Here is an 11920-nt window from a genome sequence, read left to right as displayed (position 1 = left end):
TCGTAACGGATCTTGCCCATGCCGAGCTGACGGCCGAGCGCGTCGGCGATCAGTGGATTCGGTTCTACCAGGACAGCGCGCATGGGATTCTCCGCAACAGGGGTTTCAACTAGAGGGCGGGACGACAAGGCACTTAAAATTTTCCTTAATTCCGAGTGCTTTATTTTCTCACACCCTCAGGTAATAGCCTTCCTGTACCGCGAGTCAACCATCCGGCGTACCTCAGAGGATAATGTTACACCCTGCTTTTATATGACTTTTAATATCCGTTAAGGCGTAGATTCTTGGCCGCTCTTTGACTCGAAATTCGAAATATTTTCCTCCCGAGTTGCCGGCAAAGCCGCACCCGCCGCACCCCCCTCCCACCGGCTTGAACCGGGCTTTAATCCGGCTTTTAATCCGTCTGTATTTCACTGGGCGCGCATGGCTGCGAACATGAGGCCGCGAACACGGGGCCGCGAACAGGGGGAGATGGACCGATGCCGACCCGCACCCGACAGGCGATTGCCGGAACCGCCCTTGCGGGCGCCGTCCTGCTGGCGGGCGGCTGCGCGATGACGCCCCCGGCGCCCGACACCGCCTACCGGCAGGCGCTGGAAGCGGCGGTGGAGGCCGGGCGGTGCGAAGGGCCGACGGTGGAGGCGCTGTGGGTCGCCTATGACCGGTGGTTCGCCGTGGCGGCCAGCCTCGCCTCCTACCACCGCGGGACGGAGGCCGGCGCCCTGCTGCGGCAGGGGGAGGCGTTCCGCATCCTGGGCTGCCCCGCCGCGGCGCGCGACACCTACGAGACGCTGCTGCAACGCTTCCCCGATCCCGATTACGAGGCGGAGCGCAACGCCGCCCGCCGCGGCCTGATGGACCTGCCGGTCAACCCGCCGTCGCCCCTGCTGCGCCCGGCGCCCGCCGTCACCTCGGCCCTGCGCGGCCCCGCCGCGGCGGACCGCGGCGACGGCTGACGCAGTGCAGGCGGCCGTATGGCTGCCATGCCGCTCCGCACCCTTGTTCCCAGGGCACCATCGTTCCCAGGCATGATATATCAGTAACCTGACGGTTGACCGGGCGGAGACCCGGCCCGCATTCCCGCCTGGAAACGCCCGCCGGCCATGCCCGACTGTTCCCGCCCCCCGGAAGGGGTGTCCGCCGCCCAGACCGTCGCGTCTTCCCGTGACCGCCGCGACGATCCCGTGCGCGGCATCCTGATGGTCGTCGCCGCGGTCTTCTTCTTCTCCTGCTCCGACGCGACGGCGAAGTATCTGGCCCAGACGCTGCCCTCCATCGAGATCGGCTGGATGCGCTACGTCGGCTTCACCACGCTCCTGCTGCCGCTGATGATCCGCGGCGGGCCGGCGGTGGTGAAGACCGCCAGCCCCGGCCTCCAGATCCTGCGCGGGCTGGGGATGCTGGGGTCGGCGCTGTTCTTCATCATGGGGATGCATTATCTGCCCCTGGCCGAGGCGGCGGCGACCAGCTACGTCTCGCCGGTCTTCGTCACGGTTCTGTCGATCCTGGTGCTGGGCGAGAAGATCGGGCCGCGCCGCTGGGCGGCGGTCCTGGTCGGGCTGCTCGGCGTGCTGATCGTCATCCGGCCCGGCGGCGCGGCCTTCCAGCCGGCGGCCATCTTCCCCATCCTGTCCGCGATGAGCTGGGCGACCGGCGTGGTCATCACCCGCAAGATGACCGGGCAGGAGCATCCCACCACCACCCTGATCTGGACCGCCCTGACCGGCCTCGCGGTGCTGACCGCGCTGCTGCCCTTCAACGTCACCATGCCGACCTGGACGGAGGTGGCGCTGGGCGCCCTGATCGGTCTGGTGTCCACCATGGGGCAATGGTTGATGGTCCAGGCCTACCGCTTCGGCGAAGCGTCGGTGCTCGCCCCCTGCTCCTACGTGCAGATCGTCTGGTCGACGCTGCTGGGCTTCCTGATCTTCGGGGCGCTGCCCGACCATTGGACCTTCCTGGGCGCCGGCATCATCATCGCCAGCGGCCTCTACACCGCCCACCGCGAACGGCTGCGCAAGAAGCGGCAGGACGCCGCCGCAGCCGCCACGCGGTGAAAGGCCGCAGGACGGGCGGCGCGCAAAAGCCTTGCTCCGGGCATTGATATATTAGTATACTTACCCCCGGGAGGCACGGGACTAAAAGACCGTGCGGTTCGAACTATCTAGCAGGAACCGGCGGGTCGGACCGCCGGACGGGGGATGGCGATGGGTGAGTCCGCGCGCCGGGTTGCGGCCCTTGGCGAATGCATGATCGAGCTGGTGCGCCGTCCCGATGGAACCTTCACCATGGGCTTCGGCGGCGACACCCTGAACACCGCCGTCTACATGGCGCGCCTCGGCGTGGCGCCGGATTACGTGACGGCGCTGGGCGACGACGGCAACAGCGACGCCATGGTCGCCACCTGGGAGGCCGAAGGGGTCGGCACCGGCCATGTGCTGCGCGTGGCGAACCGCGTCCCCGGCCTTTACATGATCGAGACCGACGACAAGGGTGAGCGGCGCTTCCTCTACTGGCGCGACTCCGCCCCGGCCCGCGACCTGTTCGTCCTGCCCGGCAGCCCGGCCCTGGCCGCCGACCTGGAAGGCTACGATCTGCTCTACCTTTCCGGCATCAGCCTCGCCATCTGGGGCGAGCGCGGGCGGGAGGTCCTGTTCCCCATGCTCGACCGCCTGCGCGAGCGCGGGGGCCGCGTCGCCTTCGACACCAACTGGCGCCCCCGCCTGTGGCCCGACCGCGAAACGGCGCAGCGCGCCTACGACGCGATGCTCCGGCGCACCGACATCGCCCTGCCGGGCGTGGAGGATCTGCGCGGCCTCTACGGCGACGCCGACGCCGAGGCGGCGATGGCCCGCGTGCGCGGCGCCGGGGTTCCGGAAATCGTGCTGAAGCTGGAAAAGCCGGGCTGCATCGTCTCCGCCCCCGGCATCGAGGAGACCGTGCCGTCGGAGACGGTCGCCAGGGTCGTGGACACCACCGCGGCGGGCGACAGCTTCAGCGCCGGCTATCTCAGCGCCCGCCTGAAGGGCCGCGGCCCGGTGGAGGCGGCGCGCTCCGCCCACCGCATCGCCGCCGTGGTCATCCAGCACCGCGGCGCCATCATCCCGCGCGACGCCATGACCGCCGTTCTGGACGGCTGATCCCGGACGGCTGATACAGGGACATCCGCCATGCCCACCGGCCAAACCACGACCGCCCCCGTCACCGTCAAGCCGCCCCGCGCGCCGCAGCGCGGGATGACGGCGGCGGCGGCCATCTACCGCGACCTGCGGGCGGACATCGTGTCGCTGGCCCGCAAGCCGGGCGACCCGATCGCGGAGAAGCTGGTGGCCGAAGCCTTCGGCGTCAGCCGCACCCCGGTGCGCGAGGCGGTTCTGCGGCTGGCCGACGAAGGGCTGGTGGAGGTCTTTCCGCAATCCGGCACCTTCGTGGCCCGCATCCCGATCGCCGCCCTGCCGGAAGCCAACCTGATCCGCAAGACGCTGGAGCAGGCGACCGTCCGCTTCGCCGCGGAACGCGCGACCCGCAGCCAGATCGCAGCGCTTCAGGCCAATCTGGAGCGCCAGCGCGAGGTGGACGCCTCGGGCGCCGCCGACGGCTTCCATCAGGCCGACGAGGCGTTCCACGCGCTGATCGCCGACATCGCCGGCCATCCCGGCTTCTGGCCGATCACCCAGCAGGTGAAGGTGCAGATCGACCGCTGCCGCCACCTGACCCTTCCCTTTCCCGGCCGCATGGCGGCCGTCATCGCCGAGCACGAGGCCATCGTCGCCGCCATCGCGGACCATGACCCCGACCGTGCGGTGAAGGCGCTCGGCGACCACATCGACGGGCTGCTGCTGACCATCGACGACATGCGGCTCGCCGCCCCGCTCTATTTCTCCCCTGCCGAGGCCCCGACATGACCACCCACCCGCGTCTTGAACCCTCCCTGTCCGGCCCGCGCATCGTCCCGGTCCTCGTGCTCGACGAGCCGGACACCGCCGTGGCGCTTGCCGAGGCGCTGGTCGCCGGCGGCCTGACCACGCTGGAGGTGACGCTGCGCACCCCCGCGGCGCTCGCCTGCGCGGAGGCCATCGCCGCCCGCGTGCCGGGCGCGCTGGTCGGTCTCGGCACGCTGATCCGGCCCGATCAGTTCGCCCAGGCCCGCGACGCCGGCGCCCGCTTCGTCGTCAGCCCCGGCCTGACCGACCGTCTGGCGGAGGCCGCCAGGACCGCCGGCCTGCCCTATCTGCCGGGCATCGCCACGGTGACCGAGGCGCTGATCGCCCTGGAGCACGGCTTCCGCGAGCTGAAGTTCTTCCCGGCCATGCTGAACGGCGGCGCCCCGGCGCTGCGCGGGATGGCGCCGCTGATGCCGGAGATCCGCTTCTGCCCGACCGGCGGCATCAAGGCGGAGAACGTGAAGGAGATCCTGTCGCTTCCCAACGTCTTCGCGCTGGGCGGCACCTGGCTGACCCCGGCGGACGCGGTGAAGGAGCGCCGCTGGTCCGAGATCGAGCGGCTGGCCCGCGAGGCCGCCGCGCTGGCCCAGGGCTGACCCGGATGCGGCGCCGCGTCGGCGTGATCGGGCTGGGCATGGCGGCGACGCCCCACGCCCAGAGCCTGCTCGATCTGGCGGAGCGGGTGGAGGTGGCGGGCTGTTTCAGCCCCTCCGCCGACCGCCGGGCCGCCTTCGCGGCGCGCTTCGGCCTGCCGGCGGCGGAGAGCGCGGAGGCGATCCTCGACGACCCCACCGTCTCCGCCGTCCTGTTGCTGACCCCGCCGGACACCCATGCGGCTCTCGTCGCCCGCTGCGCCGCGGCGGGCAAGCACGTCCTGCTGGAAAAACCGCTGGACGCCACGCCCGCGGGCTGCCGCGCCGTGGTGGAGAGCATGGAGCGCGCCGGGCTGACGCTGGGCGTCATGCTCCAGCACCGCTTCCGCGCCGCCGCGGAACGTCTGGCGGAGTTGCTGCGCAACGGCACGCTGGGCCGCCCGCTGTCGGCCTCCGTCGTGGTGCGCTGGTGGCGGGACGACGCTTATTACGCCCAGCCGGGGCGCGGCATGAAGGCGCGGGACGGCGGCGGCGTTCTGCTGACCCAGGCCATCCACACGCTGGACCTCTATGTCAGCCTGCTCGGCCTGCCGCGGGAGGTGGCGGCCTTCGCCAACACCAGCGGCCTGCGCCCGATCGACACCGAAGACGTGGTGTGCGCCGCCCTGCGCTACGACGGCGGGCTGCTCGCCACGGTGGACGCGACCACCGCCGCCTATCCCGGCTATCCGGAGCGCATCGAGATCGCCGGCACCGCCGGCTCCGCCCTGCTGACCGGCGACCGGCTGGAGGTGCAGTTGCGCTCCGGCGGGACGGTCCAGGCGGGGGAGACGGCGGGCACGCTGGGCGGCGGGGCCGACCCCATGGCCTTCCCCAACGTCCATCACCGCGCCGTCCTGGCCGACTTCCTCGACGCGCTCGACCGCGGCGGCCAGCCGCGCGTGTCGGGGCGGGAGGCGCTGAAGGTCCATCGGCTGATCGAGGCGATCCTTCAGGCGTCGGAGAGCGGCGCCATCGCGGCGGTTCCGGAGGGCTGACCTCACTCCACGCTCACAAACTCGTGTCCAGCGCTTGATTTGCCGAGGAGGGCGACCAAGGCTAGATGAGTGGCGGGGGGCGGTGGCGCCTCCCGGCGGCTTTCCTGTGGAGAGGGTTCATGCTCATCAAAGTCCGGAGCGCGTCGCAGGCCAGCGAGAGTGAGGTGACGCCCCGCGGCCTGTTCCTGTCCCGGCGTTCGATCATCGCGGGCGGCATCGCGGGCGGTGCGGCCCTGGCGCTCGGCGGCACGGGGGTGGTGACGGGTCCGGCGCTGGCCGCGCCCTTCCAGGCCCCGCTGACGGTCAGCCCCAAGGACCCCAGGATGGACGCCCGGACTCCGATGAAGTCGGCGACCAGCTACAACAATTTCTACGAGTTCGGGACGGACAAGACCGACCCGTCCGAGAACGCCGGCACGCTGCGCACCCGCCCGTGGGAGATCGCGGTGGACGGCGAGGCCGGCAAGCCCGCCACCTTCGGCATCGAGGACCTGCTGTCCTTCCCGCTGGAGGAGCGCGTCTACCGCCTGCGCTGCGTCGAGGGCTGGTCGATGGTCATTCCCTGGGTGGGCTTCCCGCTGGCCGAGCTGCTGAAGCGCGTGGACCCGACCGGCAACGCCAAGTACGTCGCCTTCCAGACCCTGGCCGACCGCTCGCAGATGCCCGGCCTGAAGTATCCCGTGCTGCAATGGCCCTATGTCGAGGGGCTGCGCATGGACGAGGCCATGCATCCCCTGACCATCCTGGCGGTCGGCATGTACGGCGAGACGCTGCCCAACCAGAACGGCGCGCCGGTGCGGCTGGTCGTGCCGTGGAAATACGGCTTCAAGTCGATCAAGTCGATCGTCCGCATCACCCTGACGCAGGATCAGCCGCCGACCTCCTGGAACCGCTCGCAGCCGCGCGAGTACGGCTTCTATTCGAACGTGAACCCGGAGGTCGACCACCCGCGCTGGAGCCAGGCGACGGAGCGCCGGGTGGGCGAGTTCTCCCGCCGCAAGACGCTGCCCTTCAACGGCTATGGGGAGGAGGTGGCGTCGCTCTACGCCGGCATGGATCTGCGGAAGAACTACTGAGATGGCCGCAGTGTCGAAAGGTCCCGTCGCCCGGGCGCTGTCCTCGCGCTGGGCGAAGCCGGCGGTGTTCGCCCTGGGACTCGTCCCGCTCGGCTGGATGGTCTGGCTGGGCCTGAGCGGCGGGCTGGGCGCGGAGCCGGTGGCCGAGGCGGTGCGGCAGAGCGGGCTGTGGGCGCTGCGCCTGCTGCTGGTGGCGCTGGCCGTCACGCCGCTGCGCATCCTGACGGGCCAGCCGGGGCTGGCGCGATTCCGCCGCATGATCGGGCTGTTCGCCTTCTTCTACGCGCTGCTGCACGTTTCCGTTTACGTGGGGGTGGACCAGTTCTTCGACTGGGCAGCGGTGTGGAAGGACATCGTGAAGCGGCCCTACATCACCGTGGGCATGGGCGCCCTGCTGATCCTGACGGCGCTGGCCGCGACCTCGACCAACGGCATGGTGCGGCGGCTCGGCGGGCGGCGCTGGAAGGCGCTGCACAAGGCGGTGTTCGTGGCCGGGGCGGCGGGCTGCGTCCATTACGTCATGCTGGTCAAGGGCTGGCAGTACCCGCCCTTCGTCTACGCCGCGATCTTCCTGGGGCTGGTCGGTCTGCGCCATGCGAAGGGTCCGGCCGTGCCGGGACGGGAACCACGAAGGCACGAAGGACACAAAGATTTTCACAAAGGGCTTCTGCTCAAAGGATCACCCTCCAGCGGAGCCGACACCTCTTTGTGATTCTCTGTGTCTTCGTGTCTTTGTGGTAAAATCCTACCCCATTCTCCGCCTGAGCCCAACCGGCAGGCACACCCGCATCCCGTCCGCCCCCACGGCGACCACCTCCACCTCCGTCCCGTAGACCTCGCGCATCATCGCGGCGGTGATGACCTCCTCCGGCGTGCCGAAGCGGGCCAGCCGCCCGCCGTGCAGCAACGCCACCCGGTCGGCGATGGCGAAAGCCTGCTCCGGATGGTGGGTGGAGAAGACCACCGTCAGCCCCTCGCCGCCCTCGCCGTCCGCCAGCCGCCGCACCTGCTCCAGCACGCGCACCTGATTGCCGAAGTCCAGGCTGGCGGTCGGCTCGTCCAGCACCAGGACGCGCGGCGCCTGGGCCAAAGCGCGGGCGATCAGGGCCATCTGCCGCTCGCCGCCGCTGATGCGCAGCCAGTCGCGCTCGGCCAGATGCCCGATGCCCAGCCGCTCCAACGCGGCCTCCGCGGCGGCGTGGTCCGCCACGGACGGGGCGCTGAAGGCGCCGCGGTGGGCGGTGCGGCCCATCAGCACCATCTCGCGCACGGTGAAGGGGAATTGCCCGGCCCCCGCCTGCGGGACATAGCCGAAGGCCAGCGCCCGGCGGCGCGGCGGCCAGCCGGCGGTGTCCTCGCCATCGACGCGCACCCGCCCGCCGCGCGGCGGCAGCAGGCCGAGCAGCGTCTTGAACAGCGTGGTCTTGCCGCCGCCGTTGGGGCCGAGCAGGCACAGCACCTCCCCCGCCGCGACGGTGAAGCCGACCCCGGCGCCGACCACCCGCTCGCCATAGCCGAAGGCGAGATCCTCCACCGACAGCCGCGCGCTCATGACCAGCCGCGCTTTCCGAAGGCGAGCAGCCACAGGAAGACCGGCGTGCCGATCACCGCCGTCAGCACGCCCAGCGGCAGCTCCACCGGCCCCAGGCTGCGGGCCAGCGTGTCGACCGCCAGCAGATAGGCCGCCCCCAGCAGCACCGCCGTGGGCAGCAGCCGGACGAAGGCCGGGCCGACCATCAGCCGGGCGAGGTGCGGCACCAGCAGCCCGACCCAGCCGACGATGCCGCTGACCGACACGGCGGCGGCGGTCATCAGCGTCGCCGCGGCGATCACCACGACCCGCACCACCCGCACCGGCACGCCGAGCGCCGTCGCCTCCTCGTCGCCCAGCGTCATCACGTCGAGCCGCCAGCGCAGCAGGACCAGCGGCACCAGCGCCACCGCCACCGGCGGGACCAGCGCCGCGAGGTCGTCACGGTTGACCGCCGACAGGCTGCCGAGCAGCCAGAAGGTGATGGCCGGCAACTGGTTGTAAGGGTCCGCCAGATACTTCAGCAGCGCCACACCGGAGCCCAGCAGCGCCCCGATCACCACGCCGCCCAGCACGAGGACCAGCACCGGGTCCCGCCCGCGGATGGCCGAGGCGACGGCCAGCACCACCCCCACGGCCAGCAACCCGCCCGCGAAGGCCATGCCCTGGATGGCGAGGACCGGCAGCGAGGCGAATATGCCCAGCACCGCGCCCAGCGCCGCCCCCGACGACACGCCAAGGATGTCCGGCGAGACCAGCGGGTTGCGGAACAGCCCCTGGTACGCAGCCCCCGAGGCGGCCAGCCCCGCCCCGACCAGCATGGCGGTCAGCACGCGCGGGCCGCGGATGTCCCAGATCACCGTCTCCACCGCCGGCGCGACGGCGGCGCCGCCAAGGCCCAGCTTGGCCCAGAGCAGCCCGGCCAGTTCCCCCGGCGTGACGGGATAGGCGCCGGTGCTGAAGGCGACGCAGACCGCCGCAACCAGCACCGCGGCCACCCCGCCCAGGGTCAGCGCGAAGGAAAGCTCACCCCGGCGGGCGGCTGCCGGCAAGGAGGGCGTCGATCTGCTCTGCGGTGGGCTCCCGGTGGTAGAAGAGGGCATGGAAGCGTCGCGTCTCCTCGCGCAGATCCTCCGGAAACAGCTCCGGATAGAGGACGGCGCCCAGCCAGCGCAGGCCGAGCAGGCGGTTGGCGGCGGGCGGTGAGTCGATCCAGGTGAAGGGCAGCCCCGGCGAGAGGTAGACGCGCCGGTCGCGCACCGCCTTCACGCCCTGCCACAGCGGGTCGGTCCACACGCTCTCGTAAAAGCCGCGGTCGATGGTGACGATGGCGTCCGGCTGCCAGGACAGCACCTGCTCCATCGACACGTTGACCAGCCCGCCGCTGCCGAGATTCTCCGCCGCCACGTTGCGCACCCCGGCAACGTCCAGCGCCTCGACGTTGATGGAGCCGCGGATGCCGGTCTGTAGGCCGCGCGGCCCGCGCGCCATGTAGACCTTCAGCCGCTTGTCCTCCGGCACGCTGTCGAAACGCCGGCGCACCTCGGCCAGAGTGGTTTCGGCGTAGCGGGCAAGCTCCTCCCCCCGCTCCGCCACGCCCAGCAGCGTGCCGAGCGTCCGGAAGGTGCGCGGGGAGTCCGCCAGATGCCCGTCGATCAACAGGGTCGGCACCCGCGTCTGCTCCTGCACCCGGTCGGCCAGCGACACGAAGGTCGGGGCGGTGCTGCCGACATCGACGACCACGTCGGGCTTCGCCGCGACCACCGTTTCCAGGTTGACCGTGTTGCCGCGCCCGGTCAGCCGCCCCAGCTCCGGCAGTTCGGCGTAGCGGTCGGGCAGAAAGGGCCGCTCCGGCGGGCTGATCGCCCGGGTCCAGCCCAGCAGCGTGTCGGGCGCCAGCATGTAGACGACGACGGAGGCCGGCGGCCCGGCGGGGAACACCCGCTCCACCCGGTCCGGCACGGCGACGCGACGCCCGGCGGAATCCATGACGATCCGCTCCGCCGCCGCAGGGAAGGTCAGCAGGGCCAGCAGCAGCCCCGCCCCCGCACCTCGCATCCATCCGCGCATGCCCGCCATGCCGATCCTGCTTTTGCTGCACCGTCCTCCCGAAGCATGGCGCTTTCGCCCGCCGCCTTCCATAGAACAATTGCCGTTGCCCCCTCCTCCGGGATGGGAGAGGGATACGGCCCGCAACAGCGCATGCAGTCCACCATGTACGGACGGCCCGTGTTGGGGTAAAGCTCCGCGGGCAGTTGCGTCACGGGAGTCCGCGCATGTTCACGGCCAAAATCCTTCTTCTCGGCTCGGGCGAACTCGGGAAGGAGTTCGTCATCGCCGCCAAGCGCCTCGGCTGCGAGGTCATCGCCTGCGACAGCTACGCCAACGCCCCGGCGATGCAGGTGGCCGACGCGGCGGAGGTCTTCTCCATGCTCGACGCGGACGCCCTGCGCGCGGCCATCGCGAAGCACCAGCCGGACTTCATCGTGCCGGAGATCGAGGCCATCCGCACCGAGGTGCTGCACGAGTTCGAGGACGCCGGCCTGACCGTCGTCCCCTCCGCCCGCGCCGCCACCATGACCATGAACCGCGACCGCATCCGCGAGGTCGCGGCGGTGGAGCTGGGCCTGCGCACCTCCAAGTACCGCTACGCCGAAAGCCTGGACGAGGTGATCGCGGGGGCGGAGCACACCGGCCTGCCCTGCGTCATCAAGCCGGTCATGTCCTCCTCCGGCAAGGGGCAGAGCACCGTCCGGACCGCCGGCGAGCTTGAGGCCGCCTGGACCTACGCCGTCGCCAACATGCGCGGCGACCGCAGGAAGGTCATCGTCGAGGAATTCGTGCCCTTCGAGTACGAAATCACCCTGCTGACCGTCCGCACCCGCGAGGGCACCCTGTTCTGCGAGCCCATCGGCCACCGGCAGGAGCGCGGCGACTATCAGGAATCCTGGCAGCCGGTGCCGATGCCCGCGGCCCTGCTGGACGACGCCAAGGCGATGGCGGCGAAGGTCGTGGACAATCTCGGCGGCTACGGCATCTTCGGCGTGGAGTTCTTCGTCACCAAGGACGAGGTGGTCTTCTCCGAACTGTCGCCGCGCCCGCACGACACCGGCATGGTGACCCTGCTGTCGCAGAACCTGTCGGAGTTCGACCTGCACGCCCGCGCCATCCTGGGCCTGCCGATCCCGGCCATCCGCGTGCACGGCCCGTCCGCCTCCGCCGTCATCCTGGCCGACCGCGAGGCGGAGCGCTTCACCATCGAAGGGCTGGCCGAGGCGATGCGCGTGGGCAGCGCGGAGCATGACGTGGACGTGCGCCTGTTCGGCAAGCCGACGACCCGCAAGAACCGCCGCATGGGCGTGGCGCTGGCCGCCGGCACCAGCACCGACGACGCCCGCGAGCGGGCGCTGAAGGCGGCCTCGGCGGTGTCCATCCGCTACGAGTAGGCGGGCCCTTCCAGCGCGGCCACCGCGTCGGCGTGGCAGGAGGGCGGATGCCAGGCGATGCCGCGCCCGACGATCCCGTCCTCCCCCGCCGCGTGCAGAGCGGCCAGACAGACCGGCGGGACGGGTCCGCCCCGCAGCACGGCGCGGGCGTCCAGCCCGCCCCGGCGCCGCTGGCCGCCTTCGGCATCGGCGACACCGTCAACACGGCCGTCTCCGGCAAGGTCTGCCTGATCCAGCGCGGCACCGTCGACTTCGCGACCAAGGTCACCAACTGCCAGAACAGCGGCGGCGTG

General features: G+C 71.2%; 13 protein-coding genes. 10 read left to right on the top strand and 3 right to left on the bottom strand.

Features of this window, described 5'->3' with window-relative positions:
- Positions 1-479: 479 nt before the first annotated feature.
- From QSG27_RS24105 to QSG27_RS24070, 8 genes are all read left to right on the top strand, one after another.
- Positions 480-956 carry a hypothetical protein gene (locus tag QSG27_RS24105; protein ID WP_306710624.1) on the top strand — a complete coding sequence of 159 codons (477 nt, stop codon included), beginning with the start codon at positions 480-482 and terminating at the stop codon, positions 954-956.
- A gap of 147 nt (positions 957-1103) precedes the next feature.
- Positions 1104-2057, top strand: coding sequence for a DMT family transporter (locus QSG27_RS24100; RefSeq protein ID WP_306710623.1), 954 nt, complete (start codon positions 1104-1106; stop codon positions 2055-2057).
- Between the two features lie 150 nt (positions 2058-2207).
- Positions 2208-3140, top strand: a complete 933-nt coding sequence (locus tag QSG27_RS24095; protein WP_306710621.1) for a sugar kinase — start codon at positions 2208-2210, stop codon at positions 3138-3140.
- Positions 3141-3170: 30 nt separating this feature from the next.
- The gene (locus QSG27_RS24090) at positions 3171-3905 is read left to right on the top strand and encodes a GntR family transcriptional regulator (protein WP_306710618.1); all 735 of its coding nucleotides are present in this window, start codon (positions 3171-3173) and stop codon (positions 3903-3905) included.
- Positions 3902-4540: a bifunctional 4-hydroxy-2-oxoglutarate aldolase/2-dehydro-3-deoxy-phosphogluconate aldolase gene (gene eda, locus QSG27_RS24085; RefSeq protein WP_306710616.1), complete on the top strand. Its 639-nt coding sequence runs from the start codon at positions 3902-3904 to the stop codon at positions 4538-4540. Before QSG27_RS24090 ends, eda begins: the two co-directional genes overlap by 4 nt.
- A gap of 5 nt (positions 4541-4545) precedes the next feature.
- Positions 4546-5574: a Gfo/Idh/MocA family protein gene (locus QSG27_RS24080; RefSeq protein WP_306710615.1), complete on the top strand. Its 1029-nt coding sequence runs from the start codon at positions 4546-4548 to the stop codon at positions 5572-5574.
- 119 nt (positions 5575-5693) lie between these two features.
- Positions 5694-6650, top strand: coding sequence for a protein-methionine-sulfoxide reductase catalytic subunit MsrP (msrP, locus tag QSG27_RS24075; protein ID WP_306710612.1), 957 nt, complete (start codon positions 5694-5696; stop codon positions 6648-6650).
- 1 nt (position 6651) lies between these two features.
- Entirely contained in the window at positions 6652-7362 is a 711-nt protein-coding gene (locus QSG27_RS24070) for a protein-methionine-sulfoxide reductase heme-binding subunit MsrQ (protein ID WP_306710610.1), read from the top strand.
- 33 nt (positions 7363-7395) lie between these two features.
- Here QSG27_RS24070 and QSG27_RS24065 read toward each other — a convergent pair whose 3' ends face one another.
- The 3 genes from QSG27_RS24065 to QSG27_RS24055 are packed head-to-tail and all read right to left on the bottom strand — an operon-like array spanning position 7396 to position 10260.
- Positions 7396-8202, bottom strand: coding sequence for an ABC transporter ATP-binding protein (locus tag QSG27_RS24065; RefSeq protein WP_306710608.1), 807 nt, complete (start codon positions 8200-8202; stop codon positions 7396-7398).
- The gene (locus tag QSG27_RS24060; RefSeq protein ID WP_306710606.1) at positions 8199-9233 is read right to left on the bottom strand and encodes a FecCD family ABC transporter permease; all 1035 of its coding nucleotides are present in this window, start codon (positions 9231-9233) and stop codon (positions 8199-8201) included. The genes QSG27_RS24065 and QSG27_RS24060 overlap by 4 nt, the downstream gene beginning before the upstream one ends.
- A complete protein-coding gene (locus tag QSG27_RS24055) occupies positions 9208-10260 on the bottom strand; it encodes an iron ABC transporter substrate-binding protein (protein WP_306710604.1) in 1053 nt (350 codons plus the stop codon). Before QSG27_RS24055 ends, QSG27_RS24060 begins: the two co-directional genes overlap by 26 nt.
- 197 nt (positions 10261-10457) lie before the next feature.
- On the opposite strand from QSG27_RS24055, the gene purT reads away from it, so the two are divergent.
- Positions 10458-11627 (top strand): formate-dependent phosphoribosylglycinamide formyltransferase, encoded by a 1170-nt coding sequence (gene purT, locus QSG27_RS24050; protein ID WP_306710603.1) that lies wholly within the window; start codon positions 10458-10460, stop codon positions 11625-11627.
- 47 nt (positions 11628-11674) lie between these two features.
- The coding region (locus QSG27_RS24045) for a PA domain-containing protein (RefSeq protein ID WP_306710602.1) at positions 11675-11920 on the top strand (246 nt) is incomplete at its 3' end.

Source organism: Azospirillum isscasi (genome assembly GCF_030849505.1).
Classification (GTDB): Bacteria; Pseudomonadota; Alphaproteobacteria; order Azospirillales; family Azospirillaceae; genus Azospirillum; species Azospirillum isscasi.
Note: the sequence above shows the minus strand (reverse complement) of the source record. Positions and strands in the feature narration are given on the sequence as shown.

What these genes read in the sequence shown, in the direction of transcription:
- QSG27_RS24055 (WP_306710604.1), bottom strand. Translation starts at nt 10,260, where the DNA reads ATGGCGGGCATGCGCGGATGGATGCGAGGTGCGGGGGCGGGGCTGCTG.
- QSG27_RS24070 (WP_306710610.1), top strand. Translation starts at nt 6,652, where the DNA reads ATGGCCGCAGTGTCGAAAGGTCCCGTCGCCCGGGCGCTGTCCTCGCGC.
- QSG27_RS24100 (WP_306710623.1), top strand. Translation starts at nt 1,104, where the DNA reads ATGCCCGACTGTTCCCGCCCCCCGGAAGGGGTGTCCGCCGCCCAGACC.
- msrP (WP_306710612.1), top strand. Translation starts at nt 5,694, where the DNA reads ATGCTCATCAAAGTCCGGAGCGCGTCGCAGGCCAGCGAGAGTGAGGTG.
- QSG27_RS24090 (WP_306710618.1), top strand. Translation starts at nt 3,171, where the DNA reads ATGCCCACCGGCCAAACCACGACCGCCCCCGTCACCGTCAAGCCGCCC.
- purT (WP_306710603.1), top strand. Translation starts at nt 10,458, where the DNA reads ATGTTCACGGCCAAAATCCTTCTTCTCGGCTCGGGCGAACTCGGGAAG.
- QSG27_RS24105 (WP_306710624.1), top strand. Translation starts at nt 480, where the DNA reads ATGCCGACCCGCACCCGACAGGCGATTGCCGGAACCGCCCTTGCGGGC.
- QSG27_RS24080 (WP_306710615.1), top strand. Translation starts at nt 4,546, where the DNA reads ATGCGGCGCCGCGTCGGCGTGATCGGGCTGGGCATGGCGGCGACGCCC.
- eda (WP_306710616.1), top strand. Translation starts at nt 3,902, where the DNA reads ATGACCACCCACCCGCGTCTTGAACCCTCCCTGTCCGGCCCGCGCATC.
- QSG27_RS24095 (WP_306710621.1), top strand. Translation starts at nt 2,208, where the DNA reads ATGGGTGAGTCCGCGCGCCGGGTTGCGGCCCTTGGCGAATGCATGATC.
- QSG27_RS24065 (WP_306710608.1), bottom strand. Translation starts at nt 8,202, where the DNA reads ATGAGCGCGCGGCTGTCGGTGGAGGATCTCGCCTTCGGCTATGGCGAG.